General features: G+C 72.1%; 17 protein-coding genes. 4 read left to right on the top strand and 13 right to left on the bottom strand.

All coding sequences use genetic code 11. From position 1 onward, the window contains the following. Positions 1-14: 14 nt before the first annotated feature. The 10 genes from ACLZOT_RS11740 to ACLZOT_RS11695 all read right to left on the bottom strand — a co-directional run bounded on the left by ACLZOT_RS11740 (position 15) and on the right by ACLZOT_RS11695 (position 9,942). On the bottom strand, positions 15-731 hold the full coding sequence (locus ACLZOT_RS11740) for a gamma-glutamyl-gamma-aminobutyrate hydrolase family protein (protein ID WP_416968753.1): 717 nt from the start codon (positions 729-731) through the stop codon (positions 15-17). Then, positions 728-2,215 (bottom strand): aldehyde dehydrogenase, encoded by a 1,488-nt coding sequence (locus ACLZOT_RS11735; protein ID WP_416968752.1) that lies wholly within the window; start codon positions 2,213-2,215, stop codon positions 728-730. Before ACLZOT_RS11735 ends, ACLZOT_RS11740 begins: the two co-directional genes overlap by 4 nt. Before the next feature lie 46 nt (positions 2,216-2,261). Then, positions 2,262-3,677 (bottom strand): APC family permease, encoded by a 1,416-nt coding sequence (locus tag ACLZOT_RS11730; protein WP_416969056.1) that lies wholly within the window; start codon positions 3,675-3,677, stop codon positions 2,262-2,264. 146 nt (positions 3,678-3,823) lie between these two features. Beyond that, positions 3,824-4,417, bottom strand: a complete 594-nt coding sequence (locus ACLZOT_RS11725; RefSeq protein WP_416968751.1) for a TetR/AcrR family transcriptional regulator — start codon at positions 4,415-4,417, stop codon at positions 3,824-3,826. A gap of 10 nt (positions 4,418-4,427) precedes the next feature. Beyond that, positions 4,428-5,276, bottom strand: a complete 849-nt coding sequence (locus ACLZOT_RS11720) for a fumarylacetoacetate hydrolase family protein (RefSeq protein WP_416968750.1) — start codon at positions 5,274-5,276, stop codon at positions 4,428-4,430. Beyond that, positions 5,273-6,178, bottom strand: a complete 906-nt coding sequence (locus ACLZOT_RS11715) for a 3,4-dihydroxyphenylacetate 2,3-dioxygenase (protein WP_416968749.1) — start codon at positions 6,176-6,178, stop codon at positions 5,273-5,275. Before ACLZOT_RS11715 ends, ACLZOT_RS11720 begins: the two co-directional genes overlap by 4 nt. After that, entirely contained in the window at positions 6,171-7,631 is a 1,461-nt protein-coding gene (locus ACLZOT_RS11710) for an aldehyde dehydrogenase (RefSeq protein ID WP_416968748.1), read from the bottom strand. Before ACLZOT_RS11710 ends, ACLZOT_RS11715 begins: the two co-directional genes overlap by 8 nt. Before the next feature lie 97 nt (positions 7,632-7,728). Beyond that, complete coding sequence (locus tag ACLZOT_RS11705; RefSeq protein WP_416968747.1) at positions 7,729-8,532, bottom strand: acetoacetate decarboxylase family protein; 804 nt, start codon at positions 8,530-8,532, stop codon at positions 7,729-7,731. Then, the gene (locus ACLZOT_RS11700) at positions 8,529-9,749 is read right to left on the bottom strand and encodes an NAD(P)/FAD-dependent oxidoreductase (protein WP_416968746.1); all 1,221 of its coding nucleotides are present in this window, start codon (positions 9,747-9,749) and stop codon (positions 8,529-8,531) included. Before ACLZOT_RS11700 ends, ACLZOT_RS11705 begins: the two co-directional genes overlap by 4 nt. A 4-nt stretch (positions 9,750-9,753) precedes the next feature. Further along, positions 9,754-9,942 (bottom strand): ferredoxin, encoded by a 189-nt coding sequence (locus ACLZOT_RS11695; protein WP_416969055.1) that lies wholly within the window; start codon positions 9,940-9,942, stop codon positions 9,754-9,756. A 198-nt stretch (positions 9,943-10,140) separates the two neighbouring features. Between ACLZOT_RS11695 and ACLZOT_RS11690 the strand changes: the two genes are divergently transcribed. The 4 genes from ACLZOT_RS11690 (at position 10,141) to ACLZOT_RS11675 (ending at position 15,251) form a co-directional block, all read left to right on the top strand. Next, entirely contained in the window at positions 10,141-11,496 is a 1,356-nt protein-coding gene (locus ACLZOT_RS11690; protein WP_416968745.1) for a glutamine synthetase family protein, read from the top strand. Between the two features lie 20 nt (positions 11,497-11,516). Next, positions 11,517-12,782: a cytochrome P450 gene (locus tag ACLZOT_RS11685; protein ID WP_416968744.1), complete on the top strand. Its 1,266-nt coding sequence runs from the start codon at positions 11,517-11,519 to the stop codon at positions 12,780-12,782. 121 nt (positions 12,783-12,903) lie between these two features. Continuing rightward, positions 12,904-13,665 (top strand): serine/threonine protein kinase, encoded by a 762-nt coding sequence (locus ACLZOT_RS11680; RefSeq protein ID WP_416968743.1) that lies wholly within the window; start codon positions 12,904-12,906, stop codon positions 13,663-13,665. A gap of 32 nt (positions 13,666-13,697) precedes the next feature. After that, positions 13,698-15,251 carry a serine/threonine-protein kinase gene (locus ACLZOT_RS11675; RefSeq protein WP_416968742.1) on the top strand — a complete coding sequence of 518 codons (1,554 nt, stop codon included), beginning with the start codon at positions 13,698-13,700 and terminating at the stop codon, positions 15,249-15,251. Here the strand turns inward: ACLZOT_RS11675 and ACLZOT_RS11670 are convergent. From ACLZOT_RS11670 to ACLZOT_RS11660, 3 genes are read right to left on the bottom strand one after another with little or no spacing between them, the layout of a single operon-like run. Beyond that, the gene (locus ACLZOT_RS11670) at positions 15,238-16,362 is read right to left on the bottom strand and encodes a hypothetical protein (RefSeq protein ID WP_416968741.1); all 1,125 of its coding nucleotides are present in this window, start codon (positions 16,360-16,362) and stop codon (positions 15,238-15,240) included. The two genes, ACLZOT_RS11675 and ACLZOT_RS11670, sit on opposite strands and share 14 nt — an antisense overlap. Further along, complete coding sequence (locus ACLZOT_RS11665) at positions 16,359-16,733, bottom strand: hypothetical protein (RefSeq protein WP_416968740.1); 375 nt, start codon at positions 16,731-16,733, stop codon at positions 16,359-16,361. The genes ACLZOT_RS11670 and ACLZOT_RS11665 overlap by 4 nt, the downstream gene beginning before the upstream one ends. Before the next feature lie 31 nt (positions 16,734-16,764). Further along, entirely contained in the window at positions 16,765-17,247 is a 483-nt protein-coding gene (locus ACLZOT_RS11660) for a hypothetical protein (RefSeq protein ID WP_416968739.1), read from the bottom strand. Positions 17,248-17,292 lie beyond the last annotated feature (45 nt).

The following is a 17,292-nucleotide window of genomic DNA, read 5'->3' as shown; positions in this document are numbered from 1 at the left end:
CACACACCCCGGCGTCACACACCCCGGCAGCGCGCGGCCCTCACCAGCCCCTCGAAGATCCCCCGCTGCCCGGCGTCCTCGCCCGCCGTGTCCTCCGGATGCCACTGCACCCCCACGAACCACCCCGCCCCACCCGCCAGTTCGACCCCCTCCACCGTCCCGTCGGCGGCCCGGGCCACGACCGTGAGCCCCTCCCCGAGCCGGGCCACCCGCTGATGGTGGTAGCACGACGCCTCCGCCTTCTCCGCCCCAGCGAGCCCGCCCAGCACCGACCCGCCCGCCACGGCCACCGGGTGCCGGACATGCCGGTGCCCGTCGATGTCCTGGTCCAGGGTCCCGCCGAGCACGGTGTTGACGACGTGCAACCCCCGGCAGACAGCCAGCAGGGGTACCCCCGACCGCAGGGCGCACCGGGCGAGTTCGAGATCGAAGGCGTCCTGCTCGTCGTCGACGTCGTAGACGGAGTCGTGCGCCTCCACCGCCCCGTACCGGTACGGGGCGAGGTCACCCCCGCCCGGCAGCAGCAGCCCGTCGAAGCGCGCGAGCCGCCCGGCGACCTCGGAGGGCTCGGCCACCCCGCCCGGCGCGTGCGGATGCAGCGCGACCGGCTCCCCGCCCGCCCGCCACACCGCCTCGATCAGCGCGCGGGCGTTGACCTCGGCGGCGTACCGCAGCGCGGCGGCGGACACGGAGAAGCGGGCCGGGACCGCGATCAGCGGACGCGGGCTCACAGCTGGATCCACGTCGTCTTGAGGTCGGTGTACTTCTCCAGCGCGTGGACGGACTTGTCCCGCCCGTTCCCGGACTGCTTGACCCCGCCGAACGGCACGGTGAGGTCGCCCTCCTCGTAGCAGTTGACCCACACGGTCCCGGCCTTGAGGGCGCGCGAGACCCGGTGCGCGGTGGACAGGTCGGAGGTCCACAGTCCGGCGGCGAGGCCGTAGTCGGTGGCGTTCGCGAGGGCCACGGCCTCGTCGACGTCGTCGAAGGCGAGGACGGACAGCACGGGCCCGAAGACCTCCTCGCGGGCGAGCCGGCTGCCCGGGTCGACCCGGTCGAAGACGGTCGGTTCGAGATACGTACCGCCGCTGTCGGCCAGCACCCGCGCCCCACCGGTCCGCAGCCGCGCCCCGTCCTCCCGCGCGCCCCGGACATGGGCGAGGACCCGCTCCAGATGCCGTTCCCCGACGAGCGCCCCCATCTCGGTGGCCGGGTCGAGGGGGTCGCCGACGCTCAGTTCGCGGGCCCGGGCCACGATCGCCTCGGTGACCCGTTCGGCGACGGAGGAGTGCACGAGCAGCCGGGACGGTGCCGTGCACATCTCGCCCTGGTTGAAGAAGATGCCCCAGGCGGCGGTGGCGGCGGCCCGGTCGAGGTCGGGGGCGTCGGGCAGGACGATGTTGGGGGACTTGCCGCCGAGTTCGAGCCAGACGCGTTTGAGGTTGGAGTCGGCGGAGTAGCGCAGGAAGTGCCGGCCGACGTCGGTGGAGCCGGTGAAGGCGAGGACGTCCACGTCCGGGTGCAGGCCCAACGCCCGCCCGGCGACCGGCCCGTCGCCGGTCACGACGTTCAGCACCCCCGGAGGCAGCCCGGCGTCCAGCGCGAGCCGCCCCAGCAGCAGCGCCGACAGCGGCGCGTTCTCGGACGGTTTGAGGACGACCGTGCAGCCGGCCGCCAGCGCGGGCGCGAGCTTCCAGCCGGCCAGCGTGAGGGGGAAGTTCCACGGCACGACGGCGCCGACGACCCCGGCCGGTTCCCGGGTGACGAGCGCGAGGGCGTCCGGCGCGGTGTGCGGGACCTCGTCGGTGAGTTTGCCGGCGAGTTCGCCGTACCAGCGGAACGTGTTGACGACGGCGCGCAGTTCGATGCCGTGGGCGTCGGTGATCGGCTTGCCCATCTCCAGGGTGACGGCGAGCGCGAGGTCGTCGCGGTGCTCGTCGAGGAGGTCGGCGAGCCGGACGAGGATCCGGCCCCGGTCGGCGGGGGCGAGGCGGGGCCAGGGCCCGTGGTCGAAGGCCCGGCGGGCGGCGGCGACAGCGGCGTCCACCTCGGCGGGACCCGCGTCGGCGACCTCGGCCAGCACGCGCCCGTCGCGGGGCGAGACCACGGGGAAGACTGCGCCGCCGCCCGGCTCCTCGACGCCGTCGACGAGGTGATGACGGGGCGGCACGAACGCCTTGGCCCGACGGAGCCAGTCATCATGGGTGATGGTCATATGAACCTCCGGAAAGTCTTGGTCGTCACCGCGGACGTCTTGGTCCTCACTGCTTCCGCCCCCTGCGCACCCGCTCGTTCACGACCCCCACCCCCAGCACCACCGGCACGGAAACCCCCAGCCACACCGCCGTCCCCGCGTCCCCGCCGATCAGCGTCGTGAAGTTCGCCAGGATCAGCCAGATCGCCCCCGCGAGCCCCACCGCCCCCAGCACCGGCGCGATCACCGTGTTCCACGCCCGCCGGTCGACCCGCCGGCGCCGGAAGTACACGACGACGGACACCGACGTCAGCAGGTACAGCAGCATCATCGCGAGCACGGCCAGCCCGCTGAACCAGGAGAAGAGCGTCAGCACCGGATCCTTCCCGGCCACCGCGAACGGCACGACGAGCAGCACCGCCGCCGCGCTCTGCACACACCCGGCGGCCCACGGCGAACGCCGCGCGTTGAGCCGGCACAGCACGCCGGGAAGCTGCCCGTCCCGCCCGAGCGAGAACAGATAGCGGTTCGCGGAGTTGTGGAAGGTGAGGATCCCCGCGAACAGCGAGGTGGCGAGCAGCACCGGCAGCACGTCGTCCACCCACCCCCCGAACAGCTCGGCCATCGGCGCGAACACGAAGGCGGCGGAGTCCCCGCTCTCCAGCGCCGTCCCGGCGGCCCCGGGCGCGGCCGACGCGCCGTACGAGGAGATCAGCATCCAGGACGTCAGCGCGAAGAACCCGGTCACGACGACGACCGACAGGTACGTGGCCCGGGGCACCGTCCTCTTCGGCTCGCGTGCCTCCTCCCCGTAGATCGCGGTCGCCTCGAACCCGAACATGGACGCCACGGCGAACATCACGGCGACCCCCGGAGCCCCCTCCAGCGCGGCCGAGGCGGAGAAGCTGTCGGCGGCACCGAGCCCCTCGGGCCCGCCCCCCTTGAGGAGCGTGACCACCCCGAACACCAGCAGGACACCGAACTCGGCGAGCACGAACACCGCGAGGACCCGCGCGCCCATCTCGATCCCGGCCGCCCCGAGCGCCTGCACGACGGCCATCGTGACCAGCGTGTACACCCACCACGGCAGATCGACCCCGGCCCGGTCGGCGAGCAGCCCCGCGACGATCGAGCCGTACAGCCCGTACATCGCGGCCTGGATCACGCAGTACGCGAAGAGCGCGACGCCCGCACTGCCCGCCCCGGCGCTGCGCCCGAGGCCCGCGCCGATGTACGTGTAGAAGGCACCCGCGTCCACGACGTGCCGCCCCATGGCGACGAACCCGACGGAGAAGAGCAGGATCACGGCCCCGGCGAGGACGTACGCGGCCGGGGTGCCCGAGCCGTTGCCGAGGGCGATCGAGATCGGTGCCGCCCCGGCGATCCCCGTGAGCGGGGCCTGACCGGACAGCACGAAGAAGAGGATGCCCAGGACGCCCAGGGCGTTGGGTTTGAGGGTGGGGGCGTGACGGTCCACTCGGATCACCTGCCGGAGAGAGGAAGATTATCGTTTCAGGTCAAACGAGTTGCCCCATGGTGAGCCGCGACCATCCATGTGGCAAGGGATCGGGGCAGGGAGAACCCCGTGTACGTCGCACGGGCACGACGGATGCGGCCGGCCGGGAGCCGTCAGTCCTCGCCGAGCCGCTCCAGCAGCGCGCGCAGCTCCGCGAGCGCCTCCTCGGTGACCTCGCGCTCGCCGAACACGAGCTGATGCAGGACCAGCCCCTCCAGCGCGGCGAACACCAGCCGGGACATGCCCCGGCTCACCGGCTGCGGCAGGAACCGGGCCACCTCCCGCCCGCTCGCCTCGAAGTACTCCTCGTACAGGGCCCGCAGATGCGGCAGCAGCTCCGGCCGCCGCCGCGCCTCAAGCAGCAACTCGTACTGGAACGCCTGGAGTTCGGGCCCCGACTCGACCATGTCGACGAGCGCGCCGGTCAACCCGGCGGACTCCTCGGCCCCCGCCCCGAGCGCGCTGCGCTCCAGCGAGGAGCGGACCGCGTGCGTGACGGCCTCCTCGATCAGCGCGTCCCGCGAGCCGAAGTGGTGCACGACGAGCCCATGGGTGACCCCGGCCTCCTCGGCGACCGCCCGGTACGTCAGCTTCCGCAGCCCGCCCCGGGCGACGACGCGTACGGCCGCGTCCAGCAGCGCGATCCGGCCCGACCCGTAGTCGGTCACACGCTTGCGGGGGCGGCGGCCGTCGGCGGGGTCGGTCATGCGGCCGACCCTACCCGCGTCGTGGCGGGCGGATCCCGCGGAACTCCCAGTCGCCGCCCAGCGCTGTGGACAGGACTTCCTCCGACTCGGTGGGCTGGGCGCCGACGTCGGTACGGATGGGGGTGGGGCCCGTGACGATGTGGTTGGTGAGGCGGCCGAGCCCTTCGACCTCCACCTCGACCGTGTCGCCGGGCTTCACCGGGCGGGAGCCCGCGGGGGTGCCGGACAGCAGGACGTCGCCCGGATACAGCGTGATGGTGCGGGCGATGTCGGCGACGAGGTAGTGCATGTCCCACTCCATCTCGTCGGTCGAACCGTCCTGCACGACCTGTCCGTTGACGTACGTCCGCAGCCGCTTGCCGTGGAAGTCCCAGTCGGTGACCAGGCCCGGGCCGAGCGGGCAGAGGGTGTCGGAGCCCTTCACGCGGAGCATGGAGCCGGCGTCGGTGTCACGGAAGTCGTGCAGGCCGTAGTCGTTGGCGACCGTGTAGCCGGCGATGTACTCGCCCGCCTCCTCGGGGGAGATGTTGCGCGCGGTCCGGCCGATGACGATGGCGACCTCGCCCTCGTAGTTGAGCCACTGGCAGCCCTCGGGGCGGACGACGGCGCCCTGGTGGGCGTTGAGGGCCGAGGTGGGTTTGTGGAAGTAGGTAGGGGTCGGGGTCAGCTGGATCTGGAACTCGTCGACGCGGCTGCGGTGGTTGAGGTGGACGGCGATCACCTTCGACGGTACGACCGGCGGCAGGTGGTGGGCTTCGGCGGTCTTGACGCGGCGGCCGTCCGCGGCGACGAGTTCGTCCCCGTCGACGGTGACCTGGACGGTGGCGCCGTCGAGGAGGATGCGGCGGTACTCGGTCATGGCGTGTCCTTCCGGGAGGGGGTCCAGCCGTGGGCGGGGCGGTCGAACCAGAGGTGGGCCTGTCCGGTGCCTACGGAGTTCTCGTACTGCCCGTACTGGCGGGCGCGGGCGGTGCAGGCGTGTTCGCCGAGGGCGCCGGCCATCATCAGGTAGTGGAAGAACTTCGCCTCGGGCTTGTGCTTCCAGAAGGCGTCCATGGTGTCGAGGACCTTGTCGTGACGGCCCTCCTTGAACCAGGCGATGCGCTCCAGATCGGCGGCGCGGGCCTCGGGGGTGCGGATGTGCACCGGGTCGCTGGCCTCGTGGTCGCGGATCTCGCGCAGCGGCCAGAACGTGTGCGACAGCGCGCCGGAGGCGATGAGCAGGACGCGCCGTCCCGGGGTCGCGGCGATGCCGTCCGCCAGAGCCCGGCCGAGGCGCAGGTGGTCCTCCATGTCGCCGGTCTGGCAGACGCCGATGGTCACCCAGCGCTTGTCCGGGAGGCCCTCGCCGAGGAACTTCCAGAGGTTGATCGTCGCGTAGTAGACCGGCAGGTACGTGTCGTCGATCGGGGTGATCCACGTGCCGTGCTTGTCGGCGGACTCGGCGATGTTGTGGGCGAGTTCGGGGTCGCCGGGGTAGTCGTAGGGCATGCGGGACATGCCGCGGGGGAGTTCCTCGGAGGTGAACAGGCCGGCCCGGCGGGGCTGTGCGGTGACGACGAACTCGACGGTGGTGGCCCAGTGGGAGTCCAGGACGACGACCGTGTCGTAGTCGTCCTTCTCGAAAACGTCCCGGCGGAGCTGCCGGAGGCCGGTGACGAGGGTGATCTCCTTGCCCTCGTTGAGTTCGAGGCGGGTCTCCTCCGGGAGGACGATGGTGGGGACGTGGGCCAGGAGCCCGGCTCCGGTGATCTCACCCATGGTCGGTGAATCCGTTCGGTGCGGTGACGGTGTTCTTCAGGTCGCAGTAGAAGTCGAAGCTCCAGGTGCCGCCCTCGCGTCCGACGCCGGAGAGGCGGGAGCCGCCGAAGGGGGCCTGGAGGTCGCGGACGAAGAAGCAGTTCACCCACACCGTCCCCGCGACGAGGCGCGCGGTGACGCGCTCGGCACGCTCCGGGTCGCCGGTGGCGAGGGTGGCGGCGAGGCCGAAACGGGTGCCGTTGGCGAGGGCGACCGCTTCGTCCTCGGTGGTGAAGGTCTGGAGGGTCAGGACGGGGCCGAAGACCTCCTCCTGGACGATCTCCGAGTCCTGCGCGACGTCGGTCAGCAGAGTCGGCGCGTAGTACTGGCCGTCGCCCCGGTGTCCGCCGGTCACGGCACGCGCCCCGGCCTCCAGGGCTCGTTGCACGAAGCCGTCGATCTTCTCCAGCTGCCGGGCGTGGATGTTGGGGCCGATGTCGGTGGCCTCGTCCCGCGGGTCGCCCTGCCTGAGCGTGGTCGCCTTGTCGACGAAACGCCGCGTGAACTCCTCGGCGATCGTGTCCTCGACGAGGATGCGGGTCGCTGCCAGGCAGACCTGCCCGGCGTTGTCGTACTGCTCCACCGCGAGGTCCACGGCGAGGTCGAGATCGGCGTCCGCGAACACCAACAGGGGGGACTTGCCGCCGAGTTCGAGGCTGAGCGGCGTCAGGTTGGCCGCTGCCGAGGCGGCGATGTGCTTCGCGGTGGGCACGGAACCGGTGAAGCTGATCCGGCGTACGTCCGGGTGGGAGGTGAGGGCGTCGCCGATCTCCGCGCCGTATCCCTGGACGACATTGAGCACTCCGGCGGGCAGGCCCGCCGCTGCGGCGATGTCCGCGAGGAGGGACGCGGTCAGGGGGGACCACTCGGCGGGCTTCAGGACGACCGTGTTCCCGGCGGCCAGGGCCGGGGCGACCTTCCACGTGGCCAGCATCAGCGGCGCGTTCCACGGAGTGATCAGGACGCAGGGCCCTGCCGGGTCCCAGGAGACGTGGTTGCGGTGTCCCCGGGTGTCGAAGTCCTCGTGTTCCAGGGAGAGGAGCCAGTCGGCGAAGAAACGGAAGTTGTGCGCGACCCGGGGCATCACGCCCCGGCGGTGGGAGCGCAGCAACGCCCCGTTGTCGGTGGTCTCGACGATCGCGAGATCCTCGATCCGCTTCTCGACGCCGTCGGCGATGGCGTGGAGGATGCGGGCGCGCTCGGCACGGGGGGTGGCGGCCCAGGCGGGGAAGGCGTCTCGCGCGGCGGCAACAGCGGCGTCGGCCTCGGCGGGTCCGCCCCGGGCGATCTCGCCGAGCGTGCCGCCGTCGATGGGTGAGGAATCGCTGAACGTCTCGGCGGAGGCGACGCGTTGACCGCCGATCCAATGCCGGGTATCGACGGAAACACCGCCGATGGTGATTTTGTCAGGCATGAGAAGGGCTCCTTCTGAGAGAAAGGGAAGGCGACTTACCTAGGGGCGCGGGGAACTGCGCGACCAGCCACAACGAACCCGCACCGACCCACCAGCGTTACTCGGCAGACGCTCCGGACTCCAGCAAGCGCCCCCCGTCCCAAACCACCCCCACCTGCCGGTAGTACGCGGCGATCGGCTCCCGCACCTCCAGCCGAGCCAACTCCTCGGTAGGCGCCTCGAACAGCTCCAACTCAGCGTCCCCGACCCATGGTTGCCCGCCCTCGAAGGAAGCCGCCCCCGACTCGACGAGCTCATCCAGCGCGAGCCCCTTGCCCTTCTCGATCGACGGCAGCCACCGGTGATGGGCCATCGGATGCCCGTTGACGAACCCGTTGGTCTCAGACGGCGCCCGCAACGTCACCACGGTCTGCGCAAGCCGCCGATCCGCAGCCGCCAACGTCGCCCCGAACCGCGCCCCCGCCTCAATACGCGGCGCAGGCCCATACGGATGCGGACGCGTCTGATGAATGGACCCGAGCTTCTTCGGATACCCCTGGTGCAGCCCCCGCGCGATAGCGAAGTCCTTGTCCACCCAGATGTAGACGCACCGCGAGTACGTCCGCCCCCGGTACGAGCACCGCACCACGGCGAACGCCTCCTTGTACTGAGCCCGCACCGGATCGAGCAACTCCGCGCCCGCATCCGAGCAGGACTGCCAGTCGGCCCAGATCAGCGCGACGGCCCCCGGATCCTCCTCGGCCAACTCCAAAGGCTCGGGCAGCAGTTCCCGCACCCGCGAGGGATCCGTCCGGTACTCGACGGTCAGCAGATCCCCGGAGTACCGCCACGGCGGAGCCGGAACCAACGACGACGACCCCGTCGCCGTCCTCGGCGGAAAGAACCCACGAACACCACTCATGACAGAGAACTCCTCAAGGGACGGACGCGCTGCGTCAGTTCGGCACGGAACCGCGCGACCCGCGCGGCGACTTCGGCCCCGCCGAGCCCGACGACCCCGACGAGCCGCTCCTCGCGGTGGTAGCCCACGAGGACGTCACCGTCGGGATCACCGTCGAGGACCCGGACGTCACCGAGCCCGAGGGAGGGCGCCCCGAAGGACTGGAGCCGGAAGTCGTGCTGGTCGCTCCAGAAGGTGGGCAGCGGCGAGAAGGGCTCCAACTCGGCGCCGGTTCCGGAGAGTTGCCCGGCGAGAACGCGGGCCGCGTGCCGCGCCGTGTCCGCCGGCATCGACCAGTGCTCGACGCGGCGCGGTACGTCGTCGTAGCGGGCGTTGGGAAAGCGGGCGACGTCGCCCACCGCGACCACCTCGGCCCGGCCCCCCACCCGCAACTGCCCGTCGGTGAGCACCCCGTCGGACAGGTCGAGCCCGTTGCCGTCGAGCCACTCGGTGTTGGCGACGGACCCGACGGCCTCCACGACGACGTCGGCGGCCAGCACCGTGCCGTCGGCGAGCGCGACCCCGGTGACCCGTTCGTCGCCCTCGAACCCGGCGACACCGGCCCCGAGGGCGAACCGCACCCCCCGCCGCTCGTGCCGCTTGAGCAGCGCCCCGGCGAGGAGCGGGCCCAGCGGCCCGACCATGGGCAGCGGCAGCGGATCGACGACGGTCACGGAGGCCGCGCCGAGCGCGAGGGCCGTCGCGGCGACCTCGCACCCGATGAACCCGCCGCCGACCACGACGACGTGGGCGCCAGGCCGGGTCAACTCCCGTTGCAGGGCTCGCGCGTCGTCGACCGTACGGACCGTGTGGCGTCCGGCGAGCGGTCCGGGGCAGCGCAGGCGCCGGGGCCGGGTGCCGGTGGCGACGACCAGTGCGTCGTACGACAGCCGTGCCCCGTCGGCGAGTTCGACGGTGCGCCGGTCGAGGTCGGCGGCGGTGAGCGGGGTGCCCAGGCGCCAGTGGACGTCGGCGACGCTCGCGCGGGGGCGGAAGGCCAGCGACTCGAAGGACGCCTTGCCCGCGAGGGCCTCCTTGGACAACGGGGGCCGGTTGTACGGCATATGGGGCTCGGCGCCGATCACGGTGACCGGGCCGGTCCAGCCGGCGGCGCGGAGCTGTTCGGCGGCGCGCAGGCCGGCCAGGGAGGCGCCGGCCACGAGGACGCTCGTGTGCACGGCGTCAGTCCTCGATCCGGATGGCCTGGAGGGGGCACACGTCGGCGGCCTCCTCGACGTCCTCGCGCAGTGCGTCGTCGGGGTCGGTGACGTGGGCGAGGTGTCCGGCGTCGTCGAAGCGGAAGACGTCGGGGGCCGCGAAGACGCACTGGCCGTGGTCCTGGCACTTGTTCATGTCGACGACGACCTTCATGGCCGGTCCTCCCAGGGTGTCGCCCAGCTCGTTTGATGCCAAACAACATAGGGAGGGCCGTACCTCTGGTCAAGGGCTATCCAGATGGATAAATATCTGCGGCAGGGCCCTTGCGAGGCCCGGGACCCGTCCCTACTGTTTGAGGCCAAACGAACGGTGTGGCGCAGGACGCGCCCCTTCCCCTCCGAGGAGACACCGGTGAGCGCATCCGACACCGCAGCCGTCCAACGCCACCTGGAGCGCCTCGCCGCCCAGGGCATCGACGTGGTCCGGGTGACCTATCCCGACCTCATCGGCACCGAACGCGCCAGGGACGTCCTCCTCGACCACCTCCCGGCCGCCGCCGGCCACGGCCTCGCCTTCTGCCGCGCCGTCTACCACACCAGCCCCCGGGGCGACGTCGTCCCGGTGACCGGCGGACTGGACGCCGGACTCCCCGACATCCGCGTACGCCCCGACCTCGACACCCTCACCCCGCTGCCCTGGGAACCCGGGGTCGCCGCCTGTCTCGGCGAGGTCACCGACCCCGTCACCGGGCAGCCCGCCCCCGAGTCGCCCCGCGACCTGCTGCGGACCGTCGTCGACCGCTGCCGCGCCCACGGACTGCACCCGGTCGTCGGGCCCGAGCTGGAGTACTTCCTCTGCGACCCCGACCCGGACACCCCCGGCGGCTGGCGCCGCTACAGCGAGGCCACCGGCGCCGTCTACACCGCCGGACTGCGCGCCGACCCCGGCAACCACCTCCTGCGCACCCTGCGCCTGCTGCGCGACCTCGGTATCGGCGCCAGCGGCGGCAACCACGAGTTCGACGGCTCGCAGTTCGAGATCAACCTCACCCACGGGGACGCCCTCGCCGCCGCCGACCGCGCCTTCCGCTTCAAGTCCGCCGTCAAGGAACTCGCCCGCAAGGAGGGCCGCCTCGCCACCTTCATGGCGAAACCCTTCAACGAGGCGGGCGGCTCCGGCTTCCACCTCCATCTCTCCGCCACGGACGACACCGGCACCAACACCTTCGCCGACCCCTCGGCGCCGTACGGCCTGTCGGCCACCGCGCGGCACGCGGTCGCCGGAGTCCTCGCCCACGCCCCCGCCCTGGCCGCCCTCGCCAACCCGACCGTCAACTCCTACAAACGCTTCGGCCCCGACACCCTCGCCCCCTGGCTGATCGACTGGGGCCTCGACAACCGCAGCGCCATGGTCCGCATCCCCCCGGAGCGCGCTTCCGGCGCCCGCCTCGAACTGCGCCTCGGTGACGCGAGCGCCAACCCGTACCTGCTGATCGCGGGCACCATCGCCGCCGCCCTGCTCGGCATCCTCGCCGGCGAGGAACCGCCGACGCCACTGGAGGGGTACGGCTACGACACCGCCAGGTCGGCCCTGCTCCCGGCGACCCTGCCCGCCGCCCTCGACGCCCTCGAAGAGGACACCGAGCTGACCGGCGTCCTCGGCAAGGACTTCACCGCCTCCTACCTGACGTACAAGCGCGACGAGGTCGCCCGCTTCCGACGGCACGTCACCGACTGGGAGTTCACCGAGTACGCGTACCACCTGTGACACCGAGGAGACCTCGCCCCATGACCGGACACCGGCCCTTCCCGCTCGCCGACGTCGACCTCACGAACCTCGACCACTTCACCGACGGCGTCACCCCCTGGCGGATGTTCCACACCCTGCGCCACGAGGACCCCGTCCACTGGCAGCCCGAGGACGGACCGGGCTCCGGCTTCTGGGCGGTCACCCGGCACGCCGACATCGCCCGCGTCGACCGCGACCCCGACACCTTCACCTCCACCCGGTTCGTCAACCTCGAAGAGGTCGACGACGACCAGATCAAGAAACGCGCCTCCATCCTCGAACTCGACGGCGTCCGCCACCGCGCCCTGCGCTCCCTGCTGCAACGGCAGTTCGGCGCGAACGTCATCAACAGCTACACCGACTTCCTGCGCGGACTGACCGCCACCACCCTCGACACCGCCCTCGCCAAGGGCACCTTCGACTTCGTCGAGGAGATCTCCGCGGACTTCCCCATCAACGTCCTCGCCCGCCTCCTCGACGTACCCCCCGAGGACAACCGGCGCCTCATCGACTGGGGCAACCGCATCATCGGCAACACCGACCCCGACTACGCGGACGTCCTGCTGCACAGCGAGGAGAGCGAGAAGTACCGCGACCTGCCCTTCCGCTCCCCGGCCTCCCTCGAAGTCTTCGCGTACGGCCGCGAGCTGGCCCGGCGGCGGCGCGGCGGCGACGGCACCGACCTCGTCTCCCGGCTCGTCAACTCCACGCCCCGGGACGGGATCCCGCTCTCCGAACGGGACTTCGACAACTACTTCCTCCTCCTGGTCGTCGCCGGCAACGAGACCACCCGGCACACCATCACCCACTCCATGCTGGCCCTCCTCCAGCACCCCGACCAGCTCGCCCGCCTCCAGGAGGACCCCGCCCTCATCCCCGGCGCGGTCGAGGAGTTCCTCCGCTGGGCCTCGCCCGTCTACCACTTCCGGCGCACCGCCACCCGCGACACCGAACTCGGCGGCAAGCACGTCAAGGAGGGCGACAAGGTCGTCATGTGGTTCGCCTCCGGCAACCGCGACGAGGACGTCTTCCCCGACCCCTACGCCTTCGACGTCACCCGCACCGACAACGACCACGTCACCTTCGGCAAGGGCAGCCCCCACCTCTGCCTCGGCAACCTCCTCGCCCGCACCGAGATCCGCATCATGTTCGAGGAACTCATCCCGCGCCTCGCGGACATCCGCCTCGCCGGGGACGTCCCCCGCGTCCGCTCCAACTTCGTCAACGGCATCAAGCGGCTGCCCGTCGAGGTGACCGTACGCTGACCCCCGGCCCCTCCCCCTTCGCCGGAACCGCGCCATTCGTTCACGCATCACTCACAGCGGCAGGCGGGCGGCGCACGGAGCCGTCCCTAGAATCTGGTGAACACATCGGGGGAGAGCCGGCATGGAAACGATCATCGTCCAGCCGCCCGCGCCGACACGGCCGGACGGCGTCGGCGAGGGCAGGCCCGAACTGCTGCGCATGGGACCGGGGGACGTCGCCGAGTTCGGGCGCGGCGACGTCCCCATCGTCCTGCGCGACCCCGGGATCTCCCGGCGCGCGGGGCGCCTGGAGGCCGCCGACGACTACTGGCGGCTGTCCAACTTCAGCCGCGACACGGCGTACGTGGTGGAGAACCTGGAGGGCGCCGGCGAGTACCTGACCGTCGCGCCCGGACGGCTCGGGGCGCCGGTCCCCTTCGAGTTCTCGCGCGTCGTGCTGCCCGCGCTCAACGGCACCGTCGACTTCAAGGTGTTCGCACCGCAGCACGCCTACCTCGACGAACGGTCGGTGCCGGGGGCGGGGGAGCTGACCGTCCACCCGTACGCCCTCGACGCGACCTCCAAGTACTTCCTGGTGCTGGTGGCGCTCTGCGAACCGAGGCTGCGGGACCCCGGTGACAGCGCGCTGCCGGGGGTCGGAGACATCGTCGAGCGGCTGCGGTCGCTGGAGAGCTGCCGGGGGCTGACACGGTCCGCCGTCAACTACCACATCGACTACCTGGCGTTCGCGAAACTCCGGCTCGACGTGGGGGAGGAACCCGGCGGCGACGGGGGCCGCACGGGAGCCAAACGGGCCCGCCTCGCGTCGCTCGCCCTGCGGTTCGGGCTGGTCCGGGAGGAACACCTCGCGCTGCTGCCGTCCCGGAAGGGGGTCGGGGCGTGACACGCTCGCAGGAATCAAGGGATTCAGGGGACTTGGGCAGCCCGTCCGGTGCAGGCGACTCGGCCGACCCGGACACCCCCCGCGCCCCCCTCACACCCCCCACCCTCCCCACCGGCTTCCGCATCGCCGACTGGCAGCTCACCGGCGTCATCGGCTCCGGCGCCTGGGGCACCGTCTACGACGCCCGCGCCACCGCCGACGGCACCCCCGCCGCCGTCAAGGTCATGCGCGCCCTCGCCCCCGGCCAGCGCGCCGCCCTCGCCGAACTCGTCGACCGCGAGGTCCGCTTCAGCGCCGGGGCCGATCACCCGCACCTCGTCCGCACCCGCGCCGTGTGCACGGTCGACGCGCCGGACCTGCCCGCGCTGGACGGCGCGATCGCGCTCGTCATGGACCGCGCGGAGGAAAGCCTGTGCGCGGTGCTGGAGTCGGGCCGCCCGGTCCCCGACCCGGTCCGCGTCCTGCGCGGCGTCCTCGCCGGTCTCGCCCACATGCACGCCGAGGGCTGGGTGCACGGCGACCTCAAACCGGCCAACGTCCTGCTGGGCACGGCCGGCGAGGTCTGGCTCGCCGACTTCGGGCTCGCCACCGAACTCGACGGCACCCACGCCCACATGCCCCCGCTGGGCACCCTCGACCACCTGCCGCCCGAGTGGTGGTCCCAGCGCACCGGCGCGCAGGGCGCCGTCGTCCGCCCGACCGCCGACATCTGGGCCTTCGGCGTCCTCGCCCACCAGGTCCTCACCGGCGGCCTGCACCCCTTCCCCGGCGCCACCGCCCGCGCCCGCTCGCTCGCCGCCCAGGCGTACGCGCGCGGCACCGCGCCCCTGCGCCTGGACGCCGGGCTCGACGAGCACTGGCGCCCGATCGTCGCCGACTGCCTCGCCCCGGACCACGCGGCACGCCTGAAGCACACCGCCGCGAGCCTCGTGGAACGGGCCGGGGCGGTGCCCGGCCGGCGCGTCCGGCGCGCACTGCTGCCCGCCGTCGCGGTGACCGCGCTCGCCGCCGTCACCGCCGTAGCCGGCTTCACGCTCCTGGGCGGTGGCGGGAACGGTGACGACGGCGGGCGCACCACGCCCGCCGTCGTCACCGCCGCCCGCCTCCCGGCCGCCGGATCCATCCCGGAGGACTCCGACGTACCGAAGGCGCTGCGCCCGGTCATCGTCGACGCGGCGAAACGCTGCACCGACCCCGAGGTCACCCCCGCGCTGCTCGCCGCCATGCTGAAGGCGGAGAGCGGCTTCGACACCCGGGCCTCCCGCGGTGAGGAGTACGGGATCGCCATGTGGACGCCGTCGGTGTTCAACGCCTGGGCGGTGGACGGCGACGGGGACGGCGACAAGGACTACTGGTCGCCGCCCGACGCGATCGCCACGATGAGCCTGTACACGTGCTGGCTCGATCAGCAGTTCAAGAAGGCCCAGCTCCCCGTAGCGGACCTGCCCGCGCTGATCGCCGCCGGCTGGCGCACCAGCGACCGCACCGTCATCGAGGCCCGCGGAGTCCCCGCACGCGTCCAGCCGTACGTGGACAAGGTGCTCCGCAACCTCGCCGACTACCAGAAGGGGGTCAGCACTCCCTGACGTCCGGGATCCGGTTGTCGGGCGAACTGACGTAGATGTTCGAGATCCAGCCGCCGTACTGGGGCAGATACGCCCACCAGTCGTTCGTGTACGGCGGCACCTGGACCTCCTGGCCCCGCTTCTGGCAGCCGATCAACACCTCGACGCCGGCCGGGAGTTGTGTCATCGGGGCGTTGCCCGTCGACGGGTCCCGGCGGACGTTCACGTGCTCGCTCCAGGTGCCGTACCACCAGCCCGCCGGGCGCGTCGCCCCCGGCACGTCCAGCGAGCGCGTGAGGCGCCCGATGTCCGTGTACGCCTTGCCGTACGACGTGCCGGCCGGGTGCAGCGTGTACACGGCGACGATGGAACGGTCGCCCGCACCCACCGTTCCCGTGCTGTGCAGCGCGGGGCGGGTCAGGTCGACGGCCTTCGCCCGGACGGTGGTGCCGGCCGCCGAAGCGGCGCTGCCGCAGGTGCCCTCCGGGAACGACGAGCCCGACCAGCCCTGCTTCACCGCCCACGGCTTGTCGAACGCCCCGGCGACGCCGAAGTGCTGGTCGAAACCGTCGGAGGCGCAGCGGGTGGACTGGCGCAGATTGCCCATCACGAAGTCGCGCACGGGCGCGGGCGCCGAGTCCAGGAGGTACCGGTAGATCGTCACCGTGTCACGGGCGGAGATCGCCGAGTACCCCCAGTAGCCCTCGTACCCGGTGGGCGGCGGCGCCGTGTCGCTGAGACCGAGGCGGCTCACCATCCGCGTGATGATCGCCGAACCGCCGTACGTCGACCAGTAGTAGTTGGCCGCGTCGTCGTCGCTGCTGCGCAGCATCGGCTCCAGCCGGGCCCGGTCGGCGGCGGGCACGGTGTAGTCGGGACCCCGGTTCCACAGGAAGTCCAGGGTGAGGAGCAGCTTGACGACCGACGCGGAACGGAACTGGGCGCTCGCGTTGAGCTGTTCGGTGAAGGCGCCGGTCTGCCGGTCGAACACGGCGACACCGGCGGTGACGCCGCTCGGCACCTGGACGGACGCGACGGTGGCGGGTGCGGTGGCGGGTGCGGCCGTCGCCGTCCCCGCCGCGCCGCCGACCAGCAGCAGCGCGGCGACGACCGCGAGGAGACGGCGCCTCACTGGTAGTGCTCCCGCAGGTGGAGGGAGTTGATCGGCCCGAGGTCGACGAACCAGCCCGTCTGCTCGGGGATGGACTCGGTGCAGTCGTTGTTGATGGACTTGCACAGCTCCGCCACGGCGCCGTCGTACTGGTTGTTGTAGACCCAGTGGTTGCCGTACTGGTTGTAGATCGGGTGGAAGCCGTACGAGTAGAAGATGTACGTCGGGTACGGGCTGCTGGACGGGGTCACGTTCTCGGGGTAGATACAGACCGCGCCGTACGGGCAGCCGTCCCAGGTGCCCGCGGCCTGGGCCTGGGTGGTGCCGGTGAGGACGGCGGCGGTGGACAGGGCGAGCGCGGCGGCGCCGCGGAGGATTCTGCGCATGGTCATGCCTTTCGAGTAGGGGCGCAGGGGTGGGTGACTACCACCAGGCGGAGCAGCGGATCGCGCCGTCGGAGACCAGCGAACCGCACACCCGGAACTGGTAGTTGGGGTCGGTGCTGGTCCGCCTGAACGGCGTCGTCAGGCTCTGCCCGGCCGACCGGACGGTGAACGGCCCGCACTGGAGCCACGGCGACACGGCGTTCGTGTTGTCCCAGCCGTCCGCGCGCCAGTCCATCCACATGTTGTCGCCGGGCCGGGTCTCGCCGCTGATCTTGCCGAACGCGATCTGACCGCCGAACCAGCCCTTCTCCAGCGTGAACCGGACGTTCCCGAGGGAGAAGTCGCGCGGCTTGTCGGTGTCGCCCTCGGCGTTGTCCGGGTGGTCGCGGAAGCCCCGCGCCCCTCCCGTGCAGTCCGAGGCCGCCGCGCTCGCCGGCTGCGCGGGCTGAACGACGACGACACCGGCGGTGAGCGCGCCCACGGCGGCAGCCGCGGCGAGGGTGGAGCGGAACGGTCGCATGTGAGCCGTCTCTTCCTGGTCGGGGATGGGAGACGACTCGAACAG

Source organism: Streptomyces sp. 4F14 (assembly GCF_048159485.1).
Taxonomy (GTDB): domain Bacteria; phylum Actinomycetota; class Actinomycetes; order Streptomycetales; family Streptomycetaceae; genus Streptomyces.
Note: the sequence above shows the minus strand (reverse complement) of the source record. Positions and strands in the feature narration are given on the sequence as shown.